Below are 23,977 nucleotides of genomic sequence, written 5' to 3'. Positions count from 1 at the left end.
CGAAACAGGCGCATTGGCCAGAACAGGTGAACCGGGCGAAATGACGGAGGCCACCGACCCGTACGTCCTGTCCACCGAAGCCGGCGCGCGGCTGTTGGCGGGCACGCCGTGGCGGCGGATCGCGGTGCTTGGCGACAGCATCTCGGCCGGCATCCGCGAGGCCGTTCCCGGTTACCAGGACCTGTCCTGGGTGGACCGGATCAGCGCCGTGCTGCGCCGCGTCCACCCCGACCTCGACGAGATCCGGCTGGCCAGGCGCGATCTGACGCTCACCGAGATCCGCCGGACGCAGCTGCGGCCGGCCCTGGACTTCCGGCCCGACCTGCTGTTCCTCTCCGGCGGCGGCAACGACTTCATCAGGCCGGGGTTCGACCCGGCCACCGTGCGCGCCGAGCTGACCGAGATCGTCTCCAGGGTCCGGGCGACCGGCGCCGACGTCCTCACCGTCGGGATGCTCGACATCGGCCAGGCGGGCATCGTCCCCGCGAAACAGGCGATGATGATCAGCAGGGCGACCAGGATCGTCGCCCGGATCACGCGGGAGGTCGCCCAGGAACACGGCGCGATCTTCGTCTCGCTCACCGACCATCCGCTCCGCGCCGACCCCGGCATCTACTGCGGCGACGGGCTGCACCTCAACTGCCGCGGCCAGGCGTTCGAGGCCGCCGAGAAGACGCGCGCGCTCGCCGCCCACCTGGCCGCGAGGAGCGAAGCCGCATGACGGACCTGACGACGTCGCTGCCGCGGGGCCCGTTCGAGTGCGGCCCGGCCGCGTTCGCCGAGGCGGCCGCGGCGGTGGCCGGGCCGCCGGCCGCGCTGTACCGCCGGCTGCTGGTCGAGCAGGAGTCCGAGGCGACGCTGGTAGCCGCCCGCCGGGTGCTCGCAGCCTTCCTGCCGGACGGCACCGGCCCGGACGAGGGCGCGGATCCGGCCGGACGCCCGGACAGCCAGCCGGACAGGAGCCGGGCCGGGCAGCCGGACGAGCGCGCGGCGGCCAGGCGTCCGGACGGGTGGGCGGACGGGCCACTGGACGAGGAGCTGCTGTTCGCCGAGCTGGCCGATGCCCGGGCCGCGATCGTGCGGACCGCCGCGCGGCTGCGCGCCGGCCCGGCCGGGACCGTGGCCACCGTGCTGCGGCAGCGTGCCCCGCTCGCGCTGATCGAGGGCTGCTGGCTCGACACCGTGTCGCAGCCGGCTACCCAGCCCGCCGTGATCGTCAACCGGCTGGGCGCCGAGCGGCTGGAGCTGCTCGGGGACGGCGTGGCCGAGCGCACCCTGGCCGCCCGGCGCCGCCAGCTGCTGGCGGAGCACGGCGTGGAGCTCCCCGACCCGCTGGCCACCGACTTCCTGACCGCGGCACAGGCCCGGCCGCTCACCGTGATGACGGCCGTCTTCTATCTGGCGCTGTCCCGGCTGCCGGCCAGTTTCCTGCCCGAGGTGGTCGGCGCGCACTGCGCCTTCCGGGCGCTGGGCACCGACGCCGCGCTGCTCGGGCCGTCCGGCCCGGCCGGACTCGCTGGGCCGGCCGGACTCGCCGGGCCACCCGGCCCGTCCGGCTCACCCGGCCCGGACGGTGCGGACGGTGCGGACGGTGCGGACGGCCGCGGGTACGACCCGGTGCCGCTGCTGGCGGAGTACCTGGCGCTCACCGCGTTCTCACCCACCGGGCCGGCCGACCGGGCGCGGCTGCTTGCGGCGGTCCGGCTCGTCGTGCGGCTGGAGAGCGCGCATGTGGCGATGCTCGACGAGCTCGCACGCTGGCACCAGAGCCTGTCGCCGGACGCCGAGGTGGCACTGATCGTCGCCAGGCACGCGCCGTACGCCGGCCGCCAGCACCACCGGGTGCGGATCTCCGGCGTCCCCCTGGACGGCCTGCTCGCCGGCCCGGCGTTCGACGCCGCCGTGTTCGTCCGCCAGCTCCGATCCTCCAGCTACCTCAGGCCACTGCCGACCGGCAGCTGCCCCCTGACCAGGGCGATCAGGTTCGGCGGGCCAATGTTCGGGATCTTCGACGCCGCCGAGGCGCGCACGCTCGAGCGGTGGGCGGCCGCCGTCGCCGCGGGTGAGCCGCCCGGCGCCGACCTGGCCGCCTGCACCGCCGGCGACGATGACGCCGCCGCCTGGCAGCGCGCGCTCGCGTCCGCCGATCCCGGCGACATCGTCGTCGCCGTGCCTCCGGCGCTCGACGAACGCCAGTTCCTGTACCGGCTGGTCAACGTCGAGCGGTTCCCTGGCGTGCTGGCCGCCGCCCACACCCGCGTCGAGCAGGTGCTCGCCCAGGCCGAGGGGATGTTCGAGCTGGGAGCCGCCGGCCGCCACACCGACGCCACCTGGTTCGACTACAGCCCCGCCGCGCTGCGGGAGCGGGTGGAGAGCATCTACTGGACGAAGCTCGTCGGACCCTACCGGCCGCTGGTCGACATCCCGCCCCGGGCAGAGGTGATCAACGGCCAGAAGCGGTTCGCGCTGGGCAACCTCGTCGACGGAGCCTGCACGCACCGGGTCGGCAACACCGGCCGCTTCCACCGCCCCAGCGATGGGCCGCTGTTCGCCCTCTACGCCGACGAGATGGGCCGCGGCGACGTCGCCCGCAACCACCTCACGCTGATCAACCAGGCCCTGGCCAGCATGGGCATCCACCTGCCGCACCTGCGCTCGGAGGAGTTCCGCACCCAGACCGAGCTGCCCGGCCCGACCTACCCGTACGCGACCTACCAGCTCGGCCTGGCGCTGCTCCCGGACTCCCGCTACGAGGAGATCCTCGGCTACCACCTGGGTGTCGAGATGTTCGGCCTCGGCGAGCTGCGGCTGCACGAGACGCAGAAGATGCGCCGTCACGGCTTCGACACCGCCTACGAGGACGTGCACCTGTCCATCGACAACATCTCGGCCGGCCACACCCGCCAGGCGACCGACCTGATCGTCGCCTACCTCGACCACGTCGGACGCACCGGCGGCCCGGCCGCCGTCGAACGGGCCTGGCGCCGGGTGTGGCGCGGCTACGCCTCGTTCGCGTTCTTCGTCGAGCCGCACCTGGCCAGACGCCTGCTGGCGCGGCGGGCCGCCGCATGAGCTCCGACACGAGGATGGCGCGCCGGTGAGCACCCTGGACCCGCGGCTGCTGGCACTGCCGTTCTACGAGCGGCCGCACCGCGAGCTGGCCGAGGCGCTCGGCCGGTTCTGCGACACCCACGCCGGGCTGGCGGCGGCGGCCCGCACCGGCGCGCCGGAGAAGTACGCCGCCCGCGTGCTGCGCGCGCTGGGGGACGCGGGCCTGCTGACACCCGTCGACCTGCGCGCCCTGTGCCTGACCAGGGAGGCCCTGGCCTACACCGAGGACCTGCTCGACTTCGCGTTCTCGATCCAGGAGCTGGCCGCCTGGCCGATCCGGCGCCACGGCACCGACGAGCAGAAGCGGCGCTGGCTGCCCGGCATGGCCCGCGGCGAGCTGGCCGGCGCGTTCGCGCTCTCGGAGGAGCAGGCCGGCTCGGACGTCGCCGCGCTCGCCCTGCGCGCCGTCCCGGACGGGGACGGCGCGGGGTACGTCCTGGACGGGCACAAGACGTGGATCGCCGGCGCCGCGGGCGCCGACGTCTTCTGCGTGGTGGCCCGCACCGGCGACGGCCCGGCCGCGCTGGGCCTGACCGCGCTGCTCGTCCCGACCGGCACACCGGGCCTGCGGATCGAACCGATCGACATGCTGGCCGAACGCGATATCGCCCGGCTGGAGTTCGACGGCTGCCGGGTCGCGGCCGACGCCGTCCTGGGCGGCCGCGGCGGCGGGTTCGTCGTGGCCATGGAGCTGCTCGAACGCTTCCGCCTCACCGTCGGCGCGGCGGCGCTCGGCTTCGCCCGCCGGGCCGCCGACGCCGCCCTGGCCAGGGCCCGGGGGCGGGCCGCGTACGGCGGGCGGCTGTTCGACCTGCCGACGGTGAAGGCCGGCCTCGCCGACGTCGAGGTGCGGCTGAACGCCGCCGCGCTGCTGGTGGCCAGGGCCGCCTGGGAGGCCGACCGCGGCACCCCGCCGGCCCGGCACGCCAGCATCGCGAAGCTGTACGCCACCGAGGCCGCCCAGCAGGTCGTGGACGCGGCCGTGCAGGTGTTCGGCGCCGCCGGGCTGGTGCGCGACAGCCTGCCGGAGCGGCTGTACCGGCAGATCCGGTCGCTGCGGATCTACGAGGGCGCCTCCGAGGTGCAGCGGCTCGCCATCGCCGACGCCCTGCCGCCGGCCCCGTCGCATGTTCCCCGGGCGGACGCGGGCCCGTCCGCCGAAGACGCCGAAGACGCTGAAAGCGAGTTCTGCTCATGAGGAGTGAGTCCGCGGCGCGGTACCGCTGTGTCGGGATCGGGGCCGGACCGGCCAACCTGAGCCTGGCGGCCCTGCTGCACGGCGACCCGGAGACACCGAACCTGGTCATCGACAGGAAGGCCGCGTTCAGCTGGCACGACGACCAGCTCATCCCCGGGGCGGCCCTGCAGGTGTCGCTGTTCAAGGACCTGGTCAGCCTGTCCGACCCGACCAGTCCGTTCTCGTTCATGGCGTATCTGCACGACCGCGGGCGGATCTACCACTACCTCAACGCGCAGTTCGACAGCGTCCCCCGCGAGGAGTTCCGCAACTACCTGGGCTGGGCCAGCAGCCGCAACGAGAACGTCGTGTTCGGCGAGGAGGCGCGGTCCGTCGACTTCGCCGGCGACACGTTCGCCGTGCGGACCGACCGGCGCACCCTGCTCGCCGACAACGTGGTGGTCGGCGTCGGCACCGCCCCGTGGGTGCCGGCGTTCGCCCGTCCGCACCTGGGCGGCACCCAGTTCCATGTCAGCGAGTTCCGGTCGAGGGCCGTCGGCCTGCGCGACCGGCGGGTGGCGGTGATCGGCGGCGGCCAGTCCGGCGCCGAGGCGTTCCTCGACCTGATCTCCCGGCCGGACGGCGAGCTGCCGCACCGGGTGTCGTGGCTGTCCCGCCGGCGCAACTACTTCCCGCTCGACGACTCGCCGTTCACCAACGAGTTCTACATGCCCTGCCACTCCGACTACTTCGCCGAGCTTGGCCCGAGCGTGCGGGCCGAGGTCAACAGCCAGCAGGTGCTGACCAGCGACGGCATCTCCGAGGCCACCGCCCGGGAGATCTACCAGCGGATCTACGTCCACCGGTTCATCACCGGCGCCCCGCAGCTGACCGGGCTCTACCCCAACCGTGAGGTGGTCAGCGTCGAGCCGTGCTCGCCGGAGGGCTGGAGCATCTCCGTCCGGCACAACGACCCGGCCAGCTGCCTGGAGATCTTCGAAGCGGACATGATCATCTGGGCGACCGGCTTCCGGCCGGCCCGGATGGACTTCCTGGCACCTCTTCAGCCGCGCCTGGAGCGGGAGGACGACGAGTACCGGGTGGACGCCGACTTCGCCGCCCGCTGGGACGGCCCACCCGACCGGAACCTGTTCCTGCAGAACGCCGCCCGCGGGCAGCGCGGTCTGGCCGACCCCAACCTCAGCCTCAACGCCTGGCGCAGCCAGCGCATCGCCGACCGGATCCGCGGCGTCCGCGGCAGGGAGCAGCACCCGGCGTTCATCGAATGGTCGCCCAAGACAGGAGCCCCCTGATGGGCCGAAGGGCGTGCGATCATGGCGAAGCCGCGCGCCCGGAGGCTGCTCTTCCAGAGATGCTGACCATGGACGCCGGGGCCGGGGCCGGGGCCGGGGCCGGGGCTGAGGCTGGGGACGCTGACGCCGACGTTGTCGTGGTCGGGGCCGGCGTGGTCGGCTGCCTGGTGGCCACCGAGGTGCTGGCCCGCGCGCCGCGGCGGCGGGTTGTGGTGGTCGACAGGGGGCTGGCCGGCGGGGGAGCGTCCCGGTTCTCCGCCGGGCTGCACTTCCCGCGCGGGGCCACCCCGCGGGTGCGGGCGATGGCCGCCTACAGCCAGCGCTGGTACGCCGGCCTGCGCCAACGCGACCCTCGGGTGCCGATCCACCCGGTGGGCATGACCGTGATCAGCGCGGACGATGCCGCCGTCCGGGAGCACTACCTTCCCGAGGCGCGGCTGCGCCCGCTTCCCGGGCCGCTTCCCGAGGCGCTTCCCGAGGTTCGGCCGCGCCCGGCCGAGCGGGGCTGGGACGGCGACGGCGCCCACCACGCCGACGTCGCGGCGCTCACCGAACTGCTGGCCGCCCGGCTGCGCGGCCGCGCGGCGTTCCGGGAGGGCAGCGCGGTCACCGCCGTGCGGTCCGCCCCGGCCGGCGTCGTCCTCACGCTGGGCACCGGCGCCCGGCTCACCGCCGGCCGTGTCGTGCTGGCGCCGGGCCCCTGGCTGCCCTGGCCGGAGCTGCTCGCCCCGCTCGGCGTCCGGATCAAGAAGGTCGTCGCCCTGCACGTCGAACGCCCCGTCACCCCGCGTGACCGCGTGACCGTCTTCCACGACGAGGATGCCTTCCTGCTGCCGCTGGCGCACCGCGGCCACTGGCTGTTCAGCTACACCTCGCCCGACTGGGACGTCACCCCGGACGCGCTGACCGGCGGGCTGTCCGCCGACGACCTCGACCGCGGCCGGGCGGTCCTGGCGCGCCACGCCCCGGGGTTCGCCCCGTACTGCGTCTCCGGCCGTGTGTTCTGCGACGCCTACAGCCCCGACCGCGCGCCGATCGTGCGCCCGGTCACCGCCGACGGCCGGGTGCTGTTCGCCGGCGCGGCGGGCGGCTCCGGCTACCGGCTGGCCCCCGCGATCGCCGCCGCGGCCGCCGACCTGCTCGACGGGCTCGACGGGAAGGACACCATATGATCATCGACCGTTCTGCCGACGCCGTGTTCTCCGCGGCGTTCGGGATCGACATGAGCGCGGTCGACGGGCTGGGCACCGGCGCGGCCTGGGGCCGCATCGCGCCGGGCGGCGCCGCGGCGCACCAGCGGCACGACGAGACCGAGCTGCTGGTCATCGTCGCCGGCCGCGGCGAGCTCGTCGTGGGAGCCGCGCACCACCCGGTCGCCGCGGGCACCGTCGCCCTGCTCGAGCCGTTCGAGGACCACGTGGTGGCGAACACCGGGGAGCAGGACCTGGTCTTCCTCACCCAGTACTGGCGCGACGGCGCCCGCGCGGTCTCCTCGGCGGCCCCGGTGGCCAGCGAGCACGGCGACCGTCCGGTGTTCGTCTTCTCCACACCGCCCACCCCCAACGGCGACCTGCACCTCGGCCACCTCGCCGGCCCGTACCTGGGCGCCGACGCCTACGTCCGGTTCCAGCGGATGAACGGTGCCAGTGCCTGGCACCTGACCGGCAGCGACGACTTCCAGTCCTACGTGGCCGACCGCGCCCGCCGGGAGGGCCGGTCGAGCGCCGAGGTGGCCGCGCACTACAGCGCCGAGATCGCGGAAACCCTGCGGCTGATGGACATCCCGCTCGACCAGTACACCGTCACGAACGCCGACCCCGGCTACGTCCCCGCGCTGACGGACTTCTTCACCAGGCTGGTCGGCGCCGAGGCGGTCACCTCGACCGACGGGCCCGCGCTGTTCGACCCGGAGACCGGCCAGTACCTCTACGAGGCCGACGTCCACGGCGGCTGCCCGGGGTGCGGCGAGGCCACCGCCGGCAACATCTGCGAGCTGTGCGGCGAGCCGAACACCGTGGTCGACCTGGCCGGCCCCGTCGCCGGGCCCTCCGGCGGGGCGCCCGTCGCCGGTACGGCCCGCCGCTACGTGCTGCCGTTGCACGAGCACGCCGACGCGGTGCTCGACCACCAGCGCCGCGGCCGCGTCCCGGCCCGGCTGCGGGAGCTCGCCGCCCGGCTGTTCCGCCGGGAGCGGATCGACCTCCCGGTCAGCCATCCCAGTGACTGGGGTATCACCCCACGTGAGACGGACGGCGCCGGCCAGGTGATCTGGGCCTGGCCGGAGATGGCCTTCGGCTTCCTGCACGGCATCCAGCGGCTCGGCGAGCGCCTCGGCCGCGACTGGACGGCCGCCAGGCCGGCCGACGACTGGAAGATCGTCCACTTCTTCGGCTACGACAACAGCTTCTACCACGCGATCCTCTACCCGGCGCTCTACCGGCTCGCCCTGCCCGGCTGGACACCGGACATCGACTACCACGTCAACGAGTTCCTCCTCTACGACGGCCGGAAGTTCTCCACCAGCCGCCGGCACGCCGTCTGGGGCAAGCAGATCCTCGACGCCGACAGTGTGGACGCCGTGCGCTACTTCCTCGCCCGCAACCGTCCCGAGGTGGAGCGGACGAACTTCACGCTCGACGCCTACGAGCACACGCTCACCGCCACCCTGATCGGCACCTGGCAGGCCTGGCTGCACGACCTCGGCGAGCGCGTGGCCGACCACCACGGCGGGGTGGCCCCCGACGCCGGTAACTGGACGCCCGAGCACGCCGGGTTCCTCGGCCAGCTCGCCGCCCGGCTCGGCGCGCTGGCCGCCAGCCTGCGCCCCGGCGGGTTCTCGCTCAACCAGGCCACCGCCGAGCTGGACGCCCTGGTCACCGACACGGTCCGGTTCAGCCGTCGGGAACGCGCGCTGGCACAGGCCGGCGGCATGCCGGACGAGGTGCGCACGGCCACGGCGCTGGAGCTGGCCGCCGCCTGGCTGCTCGCGCACGCGGCCACGCCAGTGATGCCGCGTTTCGCCGCCCGGCTGGCCGAAGCCCTCGGCCAGCCGGCGCCGCGGCAGTGGCCCGCCACGGTCGAGCTGGTCCCGCCGGGTAGCAAGATCACACTTGCTCGGGTCACCTTCTTCCACCCGCCCCGGCCGCTCGGCCCGCTCGGCCCGCTCGGTGCGGCCCACGCGGCCGGACACCCGTCGGACGCCTCGCGGACCCAGCCCAGCGGGAGACCTGCATGATCAACGAACTTCTGGCGTCCACGCCGAACCGTGGGACGCTGCACGTCACCAGGCTGGCCGGCACCCGCGAGATCCCGCTCGCCGAGGTCTGGCGGCTGTCCGGCCTGGTCGCGGCCGGGCTGCGCGCCCGCGGCCTCGGCGCGGGCGACCGGATCGGCATCCTTGCCGCCAACAGCCTCGAGTGGGTGGTGCTCGACCTGGCGGCCCTGCGCCTGAAGGTCGTCACCGCCGGCCTGGAACCGGGCAAGTTCACCCCCACCGGCGAGCTGATGGAGCGCTACAGCCTCTCCCTGCTGTTCACCGACCGTCCGTGCGGCATCCCCGGCGTCGAACAGCTCACGACCCTGCTCGACGACCTGCCCGGCCTGCCCGGCACGGCTGGCGCGGCCCCGCCGCCACCGGTCAGGTACGCCCCCGACGAGATCACCACGATCAAGTTCACCTCGGGGAGCACCGGCACGCCCAAGGGCCTCGGCGCCACCGCCGGCAGCATCGACAGCTCGCTGGACGCCGTCCAGGACATGTTCGGCCACGGCCCCGGCGACAACCTGCTGGTGTTCCTGCCGCTGTCGCTGCTCCAGCAGCGTTACTGGGTGTACTCGGCGCTGCGGTACGGCCACGACGTCACGGTCTGCACCTACGAGTCGGCGTTCGTCGCGCTCACCCAGGTGCGGCCGACCGTCGTCATGGGCGTGCCCGGCTTCTTCGAAAGCGCCCGCGGCCAGATCGAACGCCACGCCCGGCGCACCGGCCGGGACCTCGCCGACGCCGCCCGCGACATCTTCGGCGGCCGCATCCGCTACCTGTGGACGGGCTCGGCGCCCGCCGACCCCGCCACCCTCGCGTTCCTCAACCGGCTCGACCTGCCGATCTACGAGGGCTACGGCCTCAACGAGACGTGCATCGTGGCCAAGAACCACCCGGGCGCGCACCGGGCGGGCAGCGTGGGCCAGGTGCTGCCGGGCAAACAGGTGATCATCGGCGACGGCGGGGTGATCAGCGTCCGCGCCGAGCACCCGGTGAACCGGCGGTACGCCTACTGCGAGCCCGGCGACAGCGAACGGGTCTTCGGCCCGGACGGCGTCGTGCGCACCGGCGACCTCGGGCACCTCGACGCCGACGGCTTCCTGTTCGTCCTCGGCCGCGCCGACGACACGATCGTGCTGGACAACGGCAGGAAGATCGTCGTCAGGCGGATCGAGGAGCATCTGAAGTCCAGCCCGGCGATCGCCGAGTGCGTGCTCTACTGCCCGGCCCAGACCGAGCTGGTGGCGGTCGTCTCACCGGCGTCGGTGCCGGTGGACACCGGCGCCATCGCCGCGCAGCTCACCGCCACCAACCGGGCGCTCGGCGGCGACCAGTACATCCACCGGGTGGTGGTGGCCGACGAGCCGTTCAGCATCGGCAACGGCCTGCTGACGTCCCAGTACAAGCCCAGGCGCAAGCAGATCCGGGCGGTGTACCAGCGCCAGCTCGGCGACCCGAGAAAGGGAATCCATGCGGCCTGACAGCACGCGGCCTGACAGCACGCGGCCTGACAGCACGCGGCCTGACGAATCCAGGCGGCCCGGCATCGAGACCGCCGCCCGGGAGAACCTGGCCGCGGTACTGGCCGTCGACATCGCCCCCGGGGAGATCCAGCCCGACGTCGGCCTCACCGGCACCTACGGGCTGACCTCGCTGAACAAGGTCCTGTTCCTGACCTCGCTGTGCCGGGACACCGGCGTCGACACCGCCTGCCTCACCGAGGACGACCTGGCCAGGATGCACACCCTGCGCGACTGCGTGGACATCCTGTCCAGGCACGTCCCGGCGGGGGCCTGACCGGTGGCCGGGGACCTGGCGGCCCAGCGGCCGGTGGCCCAGCACCGGGTGGACTGGCGCACGGCCGGCCCGGCCGTCCTGGGCAACGACCACGTCCGCCTCGCACCGATCACCGAGGGTGATCGGGAGCCGCTGCGGGCTATCGCCCTCGACCCGGACATCTGGCGTTACTTCGTCTCCCGGGTGGAGTCCGACGCCGACTTCGAGGCGTTCTTCGACGCCACCCTCGCCGACCACCTCGCCGGCCGGCGGCACGTCTTCGTCATCACCGACCGGCGCACCGGCCGGACCGCGGGCAGCATGAGCTACGGCAACCTCTCCGCGCCGGACGCCCGGCTGGAGATCGGCTGGTCGTGGCTCGGCCGCGACTTCCGCGGCACCGGGACCAACCGGTGGGCCAAGCTGCTGCTGCTGGAGCACGCCTTCGAACGCCTGGGCGCGCTGCGGGTGGAGTTCAAGACCGACGTGCGCAACACCCGGGCCCGCCGCGGCCTGCGCAACATCGGCGCGATCGAGGAGGGCGTGCTGCGCAGCTACAACCCCATGCCGGACGGCCGCCGCCGCGACGCCGTCTACTACAGCGTCCTGGCCGACGAATGGCCGCTCGTGAAGAAAACCCTCACCGAACACCCGAAAGTCCGCCCGTGAGCGTGTCGGGGGAGGCCGAGTGACCGTCCTGATCAGGGCGGACGGGCCACCGGCGGAGCTGGGCCGGGCCCACGGGGCGGCGCTGGCGGGGCGGCTGCGGTCGTTCGTGGACGACCACGTCTGCCGGCTCGGCCGGCTGCTGCCCGCCCCGGTGACGCTGGACGGCCTGCGCCCGACGATCGCCCGCCACCGCGCGGAGATCGAGCGGGCCGCCCCGCGGCTCGCGGCCGAGGTCGCCGGGCTCGCGTCCGGCGCCGGCCTGACCGAGGACGAGGCCTGGCTGCTCCAGCTGCGCCGCGAAATCCTCGGCTACACCCGAATCCCCACCGCCACCTTCGGCGTGGTTCCCAGCGCAGCCCCCGACGTGGTTTCCGGGGCCGCCTCCAGCGCGGTCCCGACCCGGATTCCCACCGTGCCCCCCGCCCCGGGCGGGATCTCCGCCGGGATCCCCCGCGACCCCCACAGCCGGGCCGGCGAGACGATTACCGCGGGTGACTGCACCACCTATGCGACCAGCTACCCGCCACCCACCGGCCCGTTGCTCGCCCAGACGGTCGACCTGAGCGGCGACCTCGACGACCAGATCGCCGTCCTCGACGTCGCCTCGCCGATCGGCCGCTCACTCGTGCTGAGCTTCGGCGGCCTGCTCGGCTACCTCGGCCTGAACAGCCGCGGCCTCGCGATCGGGATCAACCTCGTCCTGGGCGGCGACTGGCGGGCGGGCCTGCCCCCGTACCTGGCCGTCCGGCACCTGCTCGACACGGCGGCGAGCGTTGAGGAAGCGCTCGACGTCCTGCGCGGCCTGCGGCTGGCCAGCTCCCGCTCGCTGACTCTCCGTGACGCCACCCAGGCCGCCTGGTTAGAGATCGTCGGCGACGAGCTGCGGACCACGCGGGCGCCACGGACCGTCCACACCAACCACTTCCTCCACCCCGACCTCGCCCCCCACGACGAGATCAACGTCTTCGCCCGCAACTCCTCCGTCCGCCGCCTCCAGGCGGCCACGGCGGCGCTCACCACCCTCGGCCCGCACCCCGAGGAGCACTTCGCGCTGCTGTCCACCCCACCCATCCGGGTCGCCGACAACGGCGACATCCGCCGGGAACGCACGGTCGCCGCGACCGTCCTCCTCCCAGCCCGCGGAGAACTACACCTCCGCCCCGGCGACCCCGCCCTGTCCACCACCGAAACCTTCCGCCTGACGTAGCAGCGGTAACGGTCAGTCATTCAGCCATGCGCGTACCGTCCGGGCGAGGCCGGGGATCTCGACGGTTACCGCGATCCAGAGCAGATCGGCGTCAACCGCGAAGTATCCGTGTACGAGGTGGTTGCGCATGCCGGTGATCGCTGCCAGGGAATATCTGGATGGCTTTTCCGGAAGGCACCGGACAGCCGGGCGGTGGCTTCTCCGATGATCCCCACCCACCGGACGAGAGCTGCGGTGAGGACGACGTCGGCGTCCAGTTCGTCCCGCGACGCGGGCAGATGCGTACTGATCAGGTTGGCGTGCTCGACGATGTCACGCAGCCGCTCCTGATCAGATCTCACAGCGCAACGGCTTCGGCGAGCACCTGCTCGCGCAGCCGGGGCCGTAGGCCGGCCACAGTCGTCGCGTCGACGCGGACATCCAGGACCGCCTCGGCTCCGCTGATGAAACCACCAAGATCAAAAAGTCCTCGACCTGGAGAAAGGTCAACAAGGAGGTCGACGTCGCTGGCCTCGTCCGCCTCCGCGCGCGCGACCGAGCCGAACACGCGGATGTTGCCGACGCCGTAGCGCTGCGCGACCGCGTAGACGTCCGCACGGTGCTCGCGTAGTTCGCTCAAAGTAACACGACGACGACGAAATGCATCCATAGTCACAGCGACTTCCCTCCCGTCGGAAGGCCTGCCTGATATCAGGATGGCACAACGGCCACCGCTGGAATCGGCGGCCGTGGTCAACGGATCTGCGAGTACTGGGAGTATCCGTCAGGATGCGATTGGATATCGACCAACATCCACCAGGTAGGCTGTGGTCGGCGCCGTGGACCTCGGCCTCAGATCTTGATGATGGTGACTTCTCCCGTACTGCACAGCATCCTGAGATCTTCGGGATCCGAGGTGAGCACGGTAACCGGGCCAGGGGCGGCGAGCGCGGTCGCGCAGAGCACCGCATCGATCGCATATCTGTGGCCGTGCAGCCCCGCCTCCCCCAGCAGTTCGGCCGCGTGCCGGGCGACAGGCTCCGTGACGGGCTCCACGACGATCCGGGACACGGCCCACGCGAAGGCGGAACGCCTGATCCGCGGATGGATCACTTCGACCAGGGTCACCGCGCTGGTGATCACACGCATGTCGTCGGCGCGGGCCAGCGCGAGCCAGCCGGTGACGTCGCGGTCCCGCTGGACGGCCCTGGCGAGTCCTTCACTGTCGAGGACCAGTGTGCCCCCCGGCACGGCGACCGGGCGGGTCATGCCGCGTGTGGGTCCGAAGAGCGCTGCTGCTCGCGGGCCTGTAGCAGGGCATCCCGCCGGGATCGGATCTCCTCGTCGCCGATCGGCCCGTGCTCGGCCTCGGCGACCGCGATGAGCTCGTTGAGGTTGTCGCGTTCGATCTGGCGGGCGACGGCCGCGGCGACGTAGGCGGACAGGCCCGAGGGGCCGCTGCGGGCACGGGCGGCCTCGGCGATGTCCCGAGGCATTGTGATCGAGTACTTCTGAGTAGGCTCACTCATACCCCTTATCCTACCGTGGATGCCCCTCGATCTGACCCGTCGGTTACTCTCCGGGCGTCGGTTTTGTGCTCACAGTGGTTGCCGATTCGGTGGACAAGGCTGGGATCACCGCGTGGAAGACCCGTGGAGCCGATCTGCGGGACTGCCTGGGAGGGGATGTCGGCGGCCGAACGTGTTCCGGCGCTTCGGCATGACGTCGGGGCGCTACCGAGCCTCGGGCGCAGCCGCGGTGGTCAGGCAGAACGGATGGTCGGCAGGGTCGATGGGCACTCGCGGCTGTCGTCGGTTCTGGACGTGCCAGCTCGGGATGTGCCAGTTCTGGGCGGCGCTCACCGGCCGGGACCACCGGCCTGCCGGCGAGCGGGCTACGGCTGGGCCTCGTCGTCCGGGGGCAGGTCCCAGTCGAGGGCGCGGAGGCTGTCGGCGACCCGTCGGAGCACGGCCAGGTCGTAGAAGATCTCGATCGGTGTGGAAGTGCCGGAGGCCGCCGGCCGCAGGGGCAGGTGATCGACCGTCTCTCCGTCCATCGTCTCTCCATCCATCGGCGTGGACGGTGCTCCGGGCCGGGAAGCCGGCCCGGCCCGGAGCACCTATCTGGCAATGGTGGGAGCGGGATGGCGTCGAGTACCACTGTACGATCTGTGAGAAACACCCCTTATGGGTACGAAAAAATTAAGCGTTTCCTACAGACGTACTCCCTGAGTTCTGGTACTCGGTTTCAGGATCGTCCTATTTCAGGCCGGAGTGGACGAAGGCGTTGACGATGTGCCGCTGGAGTACCAGGTAGAGGCCGAAGATCGGTAGGCAGGCGAGCCCGGAGGCGGCCATGATCCCGCCCCAGTCGTTGCCCTCGGTCCCGCCGAGGAAGCCGCGCAGCCCGAGCTGGATCATGGAGTTCGCCTGCTGGAGCACCATCGACGGCCAGAAGTACTCGTTCCAGGCGTTGATGAACAGCACGATGCCCAGCGCCGCCAGCGCCGGCCGCAGGTTGGGCACGACGACGGTCCACAGCGTCGACCAGGACGACCGGCCGTCGATACGGGCCGCCTCCAGCACCTCCTTGGGGAAGCTCTCCATGTGCTGGCGCAGCAGCAGGACGCCGAGCGCCGTGCACAGCGTCGGGATGACCACCCCGGCGAGCGTGTTCAGCAGGCCGAGCCGGAACAGCAGCGTGTAGTTGGACACCATCGTCACCTGGAACGGCACCAGCCACGTCCCCACGAACAGCAGGTAGAGCAGCCGCTGCCCGCGGAAGCGCCAGGCGGTGAACGCGTACGCGGCGAGCAGGCCGGTCAGCAGCTGCCCGAGGGCGGTCAGCGACGCCACGACGAACGTGTTGACCAGCATCTGGCCGATGGGGATCACGTCCGCGGCGTGCCGGTAGCTGCCGATCGACAGCGGCCAGGGCAGCAGCGACGTGTCGTAGATGTCGCCGGGGCGGCGCAGCGACGTCGCGTACATCCAGCAGATCGGGAAGACGCAGGCGACGCTGAGAACGGCCAGGACGGCATGGCCGGCGAACGAGCTCAGCGGTGACCGGCCGCCGACCGGCCCGCCGGTCCCGCCGTGGCCGCGGTGGCCGTGCCGGCGCCAGCGGCGTCCGCCGCCGTGGTCCCCGTCACCATGATCCCCGCCGCCGTGCCGGCCACCGCCGCGGTTTCCGCCGTCGTCACGGTTCCTGCCGTCATGCTGCCCGCCGCTGTACTGCCCGGGCGGCGGCGCGCCAGCGTCGCCTGCCGCCGGTGCGTCCGGCGTGGAGACGGCCATGAATCACTCCTCGTAGTCCTCGCGGTGGTTCCCGCGATATCGCTTCCCCGCCCCACAGCCTCGCTCCCGCCCCGCGGCCGAATATCGTTGCTCATACACATGAGGGAACAAGTGGTCGCTGGGGCAGCCACTTTCGTACTCATTTCCCGGGACGTTGTTCCGCGGTTCGGGGGGCGGTTGCCGGGTTGTTCTGCGGTGGGGTGCTGGGCGGTGGGCCGCCGGGGGGACGGCCGCCGGGGGACGGCCGCCGGGTGGTCAGTTGTCGTGGAAGCTGAGTTTTTCGAAGAGCCAGACCAGGAGGAGGGCGACCAGGCCGAAGGTCAGGAAGAAGGCCAGGCCGGCGGCGGAGGCCAGGCCCGCGTTGAAGCTCTTGAAGCAGTACTCCCAGAGCAGGTAGTAGGCGTTGGTCGTCGCGTCGTCGGGGCCGCCCTGGGTGAGCGCGTCGATCAGCGGGAAGGTCAGCTGGCCGGAGAGCAGCACGGTCATGAGGGTCAGCAGGACCAGGGTCGGTGACAGCAGCGGCAGGATGATCCAGCGGGTGATCTGCCGCCGGGTCGCGCCGTCGAGCTGGGCCGCCGCCGAGTACTCGTCGTTGATGTTGGCCAGGCCGGCGGTGACGACGAGGACGGCGAACCCGAGCAGGTGCCAGCCGGTGATGCCGATGATGGCGAGCTGGGCCGGGCCGCGTTCGTGCAGCCAGTTGACCGGATGGCCGATCATGCGGTCCACCAGCCCGTGCCGCGGGTCCAGCAGCCACATCCACATCGCCGCGCTGGCCACCGGCGGGACCAGCACCGGCGCGAACACCAGCGCGCGGTAGGCGACGCCGGCCCGGCCGCGGATCCGGCGGGTGAGCAGGGAGATGATCGTGGGCAGCAGGACCGAGAAGGGCAGCAGGCACAGGATCGTCGCCACCGTCAGCCAGAGCGAGTGCCTGAGCTCGGGGAGCTGGACGACCTGCTGGTAGTTGTCCAGCCCGACCGGGATCTTCGGCCTGCTCGGCAGCAGGTTCCACCGGTAGAAGGAGAGCTGGACGGCCTCGACCAGGGGGCGGTAGGTCCACACGAGCAGGCAGGCCAGCCCCGGGGCGAGGTAGAGGAAGGGCGGCAGCGCCCGCAGCGCCCGGCGCGCCAGCGGTGGCCGGGCCGCCTCGACCGCCACGTGCTCGGCGGGGGCCACGAGGGGCGCGAGCTCTACGAACACGCTGCCCGCCCCTGCTCTGTCAGCCGCCCGTCGTCGGTGGCGGCCTGGTCGATGTGTCGTGCCATGTCGCTCTCGTCGTTGTCGAAGAGGATGTCCGCGGGGGCGAGCGTCACGACGCTGGCCACCACGGTGTGGGGGTAGATGTCGATGCGGCTGCAGGCCGCCGTGCGCAGCGCGCGGGCCCGGCCCGCGGGCGAGAGCAGGTCCGCGCCGAACGCGGTGGCCGGCGACACCCAGACCGGGATGCCGGCGAGCAGGCCGCAGCTGGCGTGATGGGCGTGGCCGCACAGAATGATCCGCACGTCGCTGCCCGCCACGGCCCGCGCGAGCCGGTCGGTCTCACGCAGCGTCATCAGTTCGACGACGAGCATCGGCGACGGCACCGGTGGGTGGTGCAGGACGAGCACCGTCCCGTCGGGGGCCGGGCGGGCGAGCTCGTCGCGCAGCCAGGCGAGCTGGGCGTCGGTGAGGTGGCCGCTGTCGTAGCCCGGCGTGGTGCTGTCGAGCACCACGATCCGCAGGCCCGCGATCCAGTGGACGCTGTCGCACGGGATCGTCGAGAGGCTGTCGGTCGCCGGCGCGGCGCCCAGCAGCTCGCGGCGGAACGCCGTCCGCTCGTCGTGGTTGCCCATCGCGTAGATGACCGGGGCGCCCAGGTGGCGCGCGAGCGGTTCGACCACCGCCCGCAGCCGCCGGTAGGCGGCGGGGGAGCCGCTGTCGGCGAGATCTCCGGTCAGTACCAGGCCCGCCACCGCGGTCCCGGAGCCCGCGACCGCGCGGGCCGCGGACTCCAGGTTCGCGTGTGTGTCCACCCCGCCGTGCGGCAGCTCCCCGTCGTCGACGAGGTGGACGTCGCTGAGCTGGATCAGGGTGTACCGCGGCACCCGGGCCGGCGGTGCCGCCGGCACCGGTGGCACCGGCAGCGCGGACGTCACCGATGTCACCGATGGCACGGTCGGCACCGACGGCACGGTGTCAGCCCTTCGGGAGGAGCTTGGTCGCCTGCTCCTGCGCCGCGGTCAGCGTCGAGAGCGGGTCGGCACCGCTGTAGACCACCTTCTCGACGGCCGCGAGCATGCCGTCCCTGATCTGGACGTAGTTGTCACCGGGGAACGACGCCGTCGGGTACAGCCGGGCGAGCTGGTCGATGTTCGGCTTGATCAGCGGGTTCTTGGCCGCCCAGTCCTTCAGCGCGCCCGGGTCGTCGAGCAGGCCCGTGCGCAGCGGCAGGTAGCCGATCCTGCTGGTGATCTGCGTGTACGCCTCGTCGCTGGTCAGGAACTTGATGAGCTCCCAGGCCGCCCGCTGCCGGGCCGGGTCCTTGGCGAACATCAGCAGGGCCGCCCCGGAGTTGGTCGGCTGCACCTTCTTGCCGTCGAAGCTCGGCTCGTAGCCGGCCCGCAGCTCCCACGGCGGGTTCGCGGTGGTGGCGCCCTTGCGGAAGACCGCCTCGGCGGCGCTGCTCTCCAGGATCATGCCTACCTCACCGCGGGCGAACGCGGGGTAGGCCTGCTCCTGGGAGAGCTTGGGGCTGGCGCCGGAGCTGACCAGGTCCTGGGCCACCCGGACGGCCTCGACCGCGGGGGCGTCGGCGAAGGTGAGCCGGGTCTGGTCGTCGGAGATCACGGTTCCGCCGTTGGAGGCGACCAGGGACTGATAGCACCAGTCACTGCTCTTCTTGGTCAGGCAGTCGATGTAGGCGCCGTCCTTGCCGGTCCTGCTCTTGATGGCCAGTGCGGCCGTCTTCACCTCCGCCCAGGTGGCCGGCGGCTTGTTCGGGTCGAGACCGGCCTGGGTGAACAGGCTCGCGTTGTAGTACAGGATCGGCGTGGAGAACACGAACGGCACGGCGAAGGTCTTGCCCTCGACGTCACCGAGGGTGCGCGCGGTCGGCGCGAACGGGTGGGCGCCGCCGAAGTTCGCCTGCACGGCGTCGCGGCCGACGACGTCGTCGAGCGGGGTGGCGCCCAGGCCCTTGACGGCGTACCGGATGTCGCCGAAGACCAGCTGGCCGACGTCGGGCGGGTTGCCCGCCGCGATCTGGCGCTGGATGCTGGCGGCCGAGGCCGACCCGTAGCCGCTCGCGGTCGCGGTCGCGGGCTTCTGGGCCGTCACCTTGATGTTGGGGTGGGCGGCCTGGAACCTGTTGATCAGATCGGTGAAGGTGTCCGTCCAGGCCCCTGCCTGGGACAGGTTGTAGCTCTCAAAGGTGATCGAGACCTGCTGGTCCGGCCGGAGTTCGGGAACCACGGTGCTCGGCTGGGCGGGCGTGCTCGAGCCACTGTCTCCGCAGGCGGCGGCGGTCAGTGCCAGGGTGAGCGCGGCCGCCAGCCCCCCGAGCTGGCGCAGTTTTTTCACGGGATGCTCCTTGAGCGAGAGGAACACGGCACCGGCGAGGACCGGGGCCGGGAAAGACGTCGGACGTTTCGACAGGCTCGAAAGACTCGACGGCGGGACGGTTCGGAAAGGGCGGGGACGCCGAAGGCTGGTGATCAGACGGTGGACGCGTCCAGAACCTGCCCGGGGGCGCCGGCGACGGCGGCTGCGGCGGAGTCATGGTCGTGATCGCGCTCGCGGGGGAGGCCGCCGCTGGCCGGCTGCCAGACCAGCCGGCGGCCGCTGGCCCGGTCGAACAGGTGCACCCGGTCCGCGGGGACGTCGAAGGCCACCGGTTCGCCGGGACGCAGGCCGAGCGGCCGCGGCCCCCGGGCCAGCAGCCGGGCGCCGCCCACCGCGCACTGGGCGACCTCCTCACCGCCGAGGTTCTCCACCGTCTCCACCACCCCCCGGAACACGGGGGACGCGGGCACGGGCACGGGCTGCGATGCGGGCTGCGATGCGGGCTGCGAAGCGGGGGAGCTGGACGCCGGCGGGAGCAGGACCAGGTGCTCCGGTCGGACGCCGAGGGTCACCTCGCGGGCGGGCTGGTCGCCCGCCGCCCACAGCGGCAGCTCGACGCCGGGGGCGAGCACCTGGACGCGTCCGGCCCGGCTCTCGATCCGCGCGGGGATCAGGTTCATCGCGGGTGAGCCCAGGAAGCCCGCCACGAACACCGACGCCGGCTCGTCGTAGACGTCGGTGGGGGTGCCGACCTGCTCCAGCCGGCCGGCGTTGAGCAGGGCCACCCTGGTGGCCATGGTCATGGCCTCGACCTGGTCGTGGGTGACGTAGACGATGGTCGAGCCGAGCGTGCGGTGCAGGGCCCGCAGCTGGCCGCGGGTTGCCGTGCGCAGCTTCGCGTCGAGGTTGGACAGCGGCTCGTCCATCAGGAAGGCGCCGGGGTCACGGACGAGTGCCCGCCCGACGGCGACCCGCTGCCGCTGCCCGCCGGAGAGCTCCCGCGGCCGGCGGCCGAGCAGCTCCGCGAGATCGAGCAGCTCGGCCACCTCGCGTACCTTCTGGCGTATCTCCGCCCGTGGCCGGCGACGGGACCGCAGCGGGAACCCGATGTTGCGTTCGACGGTCAGGTGGGGGTAAAGAGCGTAGCTCTGGAATACCATTGCCATGTCGCGTTCCCGGGGCGGGGCGAACGTGACGTCGCGGCCGTCCAGCAGAACCCGCCCGCCGCTCGGCTCGATCAGACCGGCGATCATCCGGAGCAGCGTCGATTTTCCGCATCCGCTCGGGCCGAGCAGGACGAGGAAGTCGCCGTGGCTGATGTCCAGGCTCACCCGGTCGATGGCGGCGACCTCGCCGAAACGCTTGGTCAGTCCTTCGACCTGGATCCGGCTCACAGCCTGGCTCTCCTTTCGTACCGGCCCGGCGGCGTGCCGGACCGGCCTGGTATTCCCGGCTCGCCGTGGGTGGGCCGGTGGGTTCGGAAGTCGGAAGTCGGATCCCCCGGTACGGGCCCGTGCCCGGTGCCGGCGGCCGTCCGGAAATTTTTCCAGTGCTTCTTATCGTCCGTGGACCGCTGAATTCAACGCCGGGTCCGTGTACGGGAAGGAAACATGCTGGAAATTTGCGGTGCGTCAAGTGGTGTGAAACGCCGCGCGCACGCCCGGTGGCCAGCACTGATTGAAATCACTGATTACCCGATAGAATTCATTGATGGCTGCCGGTGCCCACTGTCATGGCGCGCGGGCGGTACCGGCGGCGGAATCCGTCCCACGCCGGCCCGGCCGGCCCGGCCAGGCTGGCCGCGTCCAGGCTGGCCGCGTCCGGCCACGTGGCTGTCGCCACACCGCTCGGCGCCGTCGCGGGCCGGGCTGGCCGGCCCGGAACGCCTGCCCCGCACCAGCGCGGCCGACAGGCCGGGCTGGTGGCCCGAAGCCGGTCGGTGGTCTGGTCGCCGATCGGCGCGGGGCTCGTCTACATCCTCACTGCCAGCGGCCGGGACCGTCAGAGGTCGAGGACAAGCTGGTCGCCGCGGGCCCGGGAGACACAGATCATCATGGCGTCCCCGTCCCGCTGCTCCTGCGGGCTCAGCACGGAGTCGCGGTGGTCGACCTCGCCCTCGACGAACCGGGTCTCGCAGTTGCCGCAGGTCCCCTCGCGGCACGAGGAGGGCATGTCCAGGCCGGTGCGTTCGAGCGCCTCGAGGATGCTGCGGCCCGCGGCCACCCGCACCCGCTGCCCGGTGCTGGCGATCAGGACGTCGAAGGCGGTGTCCGCGGCGGCGTCGCCGGCCGGTTCCCGGGGGCGGAAGCGTTCGACGTGCAGGGCGCTGGGCGGCCAGCTGCCGCAGGCGGCCTCGACCGCGCCGAGCAGGCCCTCCGGGCCGCAGCAGTAGACGGCCGTGCCCTCCTCGGGCCGGGCGAGGACGGTGCCGAGCGGCAGCAGCCCGCGCTCCCGCTCGGGGTGGACGACGACCCGGTCGCCATAGGCGGACAGCGTGGGGAGGAACGCCATGCTCGTGCGTTGCCGGCCGCCGTAGAGCAGCGTCCAGTCGGCGCCGCGCCCGGTCAGCTCGGCGATCATCGGGAGGAGCGGGGTGATCCCTATCCCACCCGCGATCAGGACGTAACGCCCGGCGTCGACCAGGGGGAAGTTGTTGCGCGGCGCCCCCACCTCCAGCGTCGACCCGGCGTGGGCCTCATCGTGCAGGTACGCCGAGCCGCCCCGGCCGGCGGCCTCGCGCAGGACCGCGACACGCCAGGTCGCGTGGTCGGCCGGATCGCCGCACAGCGAGTACTGCCGGACGCGCCCGGGCCCGGTGACGACGTCGACGTGCGCGCCGGGAGCCCACGGGGCGAGCGGCCGCCCGCCGGGATCGGCGAGGGTCAGGGAAACGACGTCGTCCGCCTCGACGGTCCTGCTGACGACGGTCAGGAACGCGGTGGCGGACGGTGCGGGTACCGCGGTCGACTGATCATAGGATGCTGGCGCGGACATGACCGACCTCCGGCGGAGTTCTGGGCGTGTCGGAATGGGCGTACGGGTTCCCGGCGTTCCGTCGGATCCGCGTTCTGGGCGGCGAATCCGGCGTTCCGGCCGCTGGCCGGCACGCCGGTCGAAACAGTGAGCTGCCCGCGACGGCGACCGGTCTGCCGGCCGGGCGGGCCACCGTTGAATTCTATCGGCAGGGCCGCCCGTGACGCAGGGCCCGGCCACATCTTCGCAAGCGTTTTCCCGACTGGCCGGAGAAGTCGCCGACAGGAGGAAAATCCACTTGGGCGATTGGATTTTCCAATAACCCCGGCCCGGGTTCCCGCATGCCACGGAGGCCCTTTTCGGCGGCCTCGCCAAAGGCGGCGCCATGATTTTCCGGCGCTGCCGGCAACCGTCCATGGTCATTTTTCTGAAGGCAGTGCTATGATTTTCAGCGCTGCCGGAGGCCGTTCGCGGGCATTCGGCCGAAGGTAGCGCGCTGATTTTCAGCGCTGCCGGAGGCCGTTCGCGGGCATTCGGCTGGAGGCTGATTCTGGTGGCTGGTCAGAAGGGCCCGGCCTCGTCGAGGGCGTCCAGCAGGGCGTCGACGACCTTGCTTCGCTGCGGCCGCCACACCACGTGCACGGACAGCATCGGGATCGGGTCGACGAGGGGGATGGCGACCGGCCCTCTCGTCCGGCGGGCGCGTTCGACCGAGGCGAACCCCACCAGCGGGCGGGTGGTGACCACGAGGGCGGTCGCGCCCGGGTCGTCGACCTCGGCGGCGACCCGCAGGCTGATCCGGACCCGTTCGGCCGTGGTGACGATCGTGTCGTACATCGCCGGGGACTGGGTGCGGCTGAACAGGATGCAGGCCTGGTTCTGCAGCTCGCGGAACGGCACCTGCTCCCGGCAGGCCCAGTCGTGCTGTTCCCCGACCACGGCGACCAGCGGCAGCCGCAGCACCTCCCGGGAGTGCAGGTCGCTGGTGGGCGGCAGCCCGAAGACGAAGCCGATGTCGAGCTCGCCGCCGAGCAGGCCCTTGAGCTGGGGGCCGGTGCGTCTTTCCCACAGGTGGGCGGTCAGCCCGGGGTGAGTGCTGTTCAGCCGTAACAGGGTCGGCTGCAGGATGCGCTGGCCGGCCGGGAAGTTGTAGCCGATGTTGATCGCGCCGGCGCGGCCGGCCGCGGCGTCCCGCGCCGCCTGCACGGCCCGGCTCGCCTGGTCGAGGATCCGCTTCGCCTCGGCCTGGAACGCGACGCCTGCCGGGGTCAGCCGGACCTCGTGGGAGGTGCGGGCGACCAGCTTGACGCCGACCTCACGCTCCAGGCGCTGCAGGTGCTGGCTCAGCGAGGGCTGGGCCAGGTGGAGCTTGCCCGCGGCCCGTCCGAAGTGCAGCTCGTCCGCTATCGCCAGAAAAGACACCAGGTGCCGGAACTCCATCCCGCCTCCCTCCTGTAAGCCCAGCACAGCCTACGTGCGGTGACTAACCGGCGGTGACGGGTGAGTGTTGTCCGGAAGAACTGTCGGGCCGGTCGCCACGGGCACCAGCGGACACCAGCGTGACGGCGGCACACACATGATACCCGTGCAAACAGCGTGTATACGCGTGTGTACGGCGGGGTGTATTGCGGCGGTACGTATGACGGCGATGTATATCGCGGTGATGTGCAT

General features: G+C 72.4%; 22 protein-coding genes. 10 read left to right on the top strand and 12 right to left on the bottom strand.

Annotated features, from left to right (window positions below):
• Positions 1-40 precede the first annotated feature (40 nt).
• From NBX02_RS14270 to NBX02_RS14225, 10 genes are all read left to right on the top strand, one after another.
• Positions 41-721 carry an SGNH/GDSL hydrolase family protein gene (locus NBX02_RS14270; protein ID WP_250285205.1) on the top strand — a complete coding sequence of 227 codons (681 nt, stop codon included), beginning with the start codon at positions 41-43 and terminating at the stop codon, positions 719-721.
• Positions 718-3,072 (top strand): iron-containing redox enzyme family protein, encoded by a 2,355-nt coding sequence (locus NBX02_RS14265; RefSeq protein WP_250291708.1) that lies wholly within the window; start codon positions 718-720, stop codon positions 3,070-3,072. Before NBX02_RS14270 ends, NBX02_RS14265 begins: the two co-directional genes overlap by 4 nt.
• A 25-nt stretch (positions 3,073-3,097) precedes the next feature.
• Positions 3,098-4,309, top strand: coding sequence for an acyl-CoA dehydrogenase family protein (locus tag NBX02_RS14260; protein WP_250291706.1), 1,212 nt, complete (start codon positions 3,098-3,100; stop codon positions 4,307-4,309).
• Positions 4,306-5,601, top strand: coding sequence for a SidA/IucD/PvdA family monooxygenase (locus NBX02_RS14255; protein ID WP_250285203.1), 1,296 nt, complete (start codon positions 4,306-4,308; stop codon positions 5,599-5,601). The genes NBX02_RS14260 and NBX02_RS14255 overlap by 4 nt, the downstream gene beginning before the upstream one ends.
• 68 nt (positions 5,602-5,669) lie before the next feature.
• Entirely contained in the window at positions 5,670-6,773 is a 1,104-nt protein-coding gene (locus NBX02_RS14250) for an FAD-dependent oxidoreductase (protein ID WP_250291703.1), read from the top strand.
• A complete protein-coding gene (locus tag NBX02_RS14245; protein ID WP_250291702.1) occupies positions 6,770-8,836 on the top strand; it encodes a class I tRNA ligase family protein in 2,067 nt (688 codons plus the stop codon). The genes NBX02_RS14250 and NBX02_RS14245 overlap by 4 nt, the downstream gene beginning before the upstream one ends.
• Positions 8,833-10,344, top strand: a complete 1,512-nt coding sequence (locus tag NBX02_RS14240; RefSeq protein WP_250285200.1) for an AMP-binding protein — start codon at positions 8,833-8,835, stop codon at positions 10,342-10,344. The genes NBX02_RS14245 and NBX02_RS14240 overlap by 4 nt, the downstream gene beginning before the upstream one ends.
• Entirely contained in the window at positions 10,334-10,660 is a 327-nt protein-coding gene (locus tag NBX02_RS14235; RefSeq protein ID WP_250291700.1) for an acyl carrier protein, read from the top strand. Before NBX02_RS14240 ends, NBX02_RS14235 begins: the two co-directional genes overlap by 11 nt.
• Positions 10,661-10,708: 48 nt before the next feature.
• On the top strand, positions 10,709-11,308 hold the full coding sequence (locus NBX02_RS14230; protein WP_445548430.1) for a GNAT family N-acetyltransferase: 600 nt from the start codon (positions 10,709-10,711) through the stop codon (positions 11,306-11,308).
• A gap of 19 nt (positions 11,309-11,327) precedes the next feature.
• Positions 11,328-12,515 (top strand): C45 family peptidase, encoded by a 1,188-nt coding sequence (locus NBX02_RS14225; RefSeq protein ID WP_250285300.1) that lies wholly within the window; start codon positions 11,328-11,330, stop codon positions 12,513-12,515.
• Between the two features lie 12 nt (positions 12,516-12,527).
• On the opposite strand, the gene NBX02_RS23220 is transcribed toward NBX02_RS14225, so the two are convergent.
• The 12 genes from NBX02_RS23220 to NBX02_RS14165 form a co-directional block, all read right to left on the bottom strand.
• Positions 12,528-12,644 (bottom strand): HepT-like ribonuclease domain-containing protein, encoded by a 117-nt coding sequence (locus NBX02_RS23220; RefSeq protein WP_445548428.1) that lies wholly within the window; start codon positions 12,642-12,644, stop codon positions 12,528-12,530.
• A gap of 208 nt (positions 12,645-12,852) precedes the next feature.
• Complete coding sequence (locus NBX02_RS14215; RefSeq protein WP_250285304.1) at positions 12,853-13,164, bottom strand: nucleotidyltransferase family protein; 312 nt, start codon at positions 13,162-13,164, stop codon at positions 12,853-12,855.
• Positions 13,165-13,346: 182 nt separating this feature from the next.
• Positions 13,347-13,763, bottom strand: coding sequence for a PIN domain-containing protein (locus tag NBX02_RS14210; protein WP_250285296.1), 417 nt, complete (start codon positions 13,761-13,763; stop codon positions 13,347-13,349).
• Positions 13,760-14,023: a hypothetical protein gene (locus NBX02_RS14205; protein ID WP_047222252.1), complete on the bottom strand. Its 264-nt coding sequence runs from the start codon at positions 14,021-14,023 to the stop codon at positions 13,760-13,762. The genes NBX02_RS14210 and NBX02_RS14205 overlap by 4 nt, the downstream gene beginning before the upstream one ends.
• A gap of 365 nt (positions 14,024-14,388) precedes the next feature.
• Positions 14,389-14,550, bottom strand: a complete 162-nt coding sequence (locus NBX02_RS14200; RefSeq protein ID WP_250285295.1) for a hypothetical protein — start codon at positions 14,548-14,550, stop codon at positions 14,389-14,391.
• Between the two features lie 202 nt (positions 14,551-14,752).
• On the bottom strand, positions 14,753-15,790 hold the full coding sequence (locus NBX02_RS14195; RefSeq protein WP_250285294.1) for a carbohydrate ABC transporter permease: 1,038 nt from the start codon (positions 15,788-15,790) through the stop codon (positions 14,753-14,755).
• A gap of 255 nt (positions 15,791-16,045) precedes the next feature.
• A complete protein-coding gene (locus NBX02_RS14190; protein WP_250285293.1) occupies positions 16,046-16,993 on the bottom strand; it encodes a carbohydrate ABC transporter permease in 948 nt (315 codons plus the stop codon).
• A complete protein-coding gene (locus NBX02_RS14185; protein ID WP_250291697.1) occupies positions 16,984-17,964 on the bottom strand; it encodes a metallophosphoesterase in 981 nt (326 codons plus the stop codon). The genes NBX02_RS14190 and NBX02_RS14185 overlap by 10 nt, the downstream gene beginning before the upstream one ends.
• Positions 17,965-17,968: 4 nt before the next feature.
• Positions 17,969-19,351 carry an ABC transporter substrate-binding protein gene (locus NBX02_RS14180; RefSeq protein ID WP_250291696.1) on the bottom strand — a complete coding sequence of 461 codons (1,383 nt, stop codon included), beginning with the start codon at positions 19,349-19,351 and terminating at the stop codon, positions 17,969-17,971.
• 134 nt (positions 19,352-19,485) lie between these two features.
• Positions 19,486-20,727 carry an ABC transporter ATP-binding protein gene (locus tag NBX02_RS14175; protein WP_250285290.1) on the bottom strand — a complete coding sequence of 414 codons (1,242 nt, stop codon included), beginning with the start codon at positions 20,725-20,727 and terminating at the stop codon, positions 19,486-19,488.
• Between the two features lie 607 nt (positions 20,728-21,334).
• Positions 21,335-22,327, bottom strand: coding sequence for a 2Fe-2S iron-sulfur cluster-binding protein (locus NBX02_RS14170; RefSeq protein ID WP_250285289.1), 993 nt, complete (start codon positions 22,325-22,327; stop codon positions 21,335-21,337).
• Between the two features lie 540 nt (positions 22,328-22,867).
• Positions 22,868-23,746 carry a LysR substrate-binding domain-containing protein gene (locus tag NBX02_RS14165; RefSeq protein WP_250285287.1) on the bottom strand — a complete coding sequence of 293 codons (879 nt, stop codon included), beginning with the start codon at positions 23,744-23,746 and terminating at the stop codon, positions 22,868-22,870.
• Positions 23,747-23,977 lie beyond the last annotated feature (231 nt).

Source organism: Protofrankia sp. CiP1_Cm_nod1 (assembly GCF_920888515.1).
In the GTDB taxonomy this organism is placed as follows: Bacteria; Actinomycetota; Actinomycetes; order Frankiales; family Frankiaceae; genus Protofrankia.
Note: the sequence above shows the minus strand (reverse complement) of the source record. Positions and strands in the feature narration are given on the sequence as shown.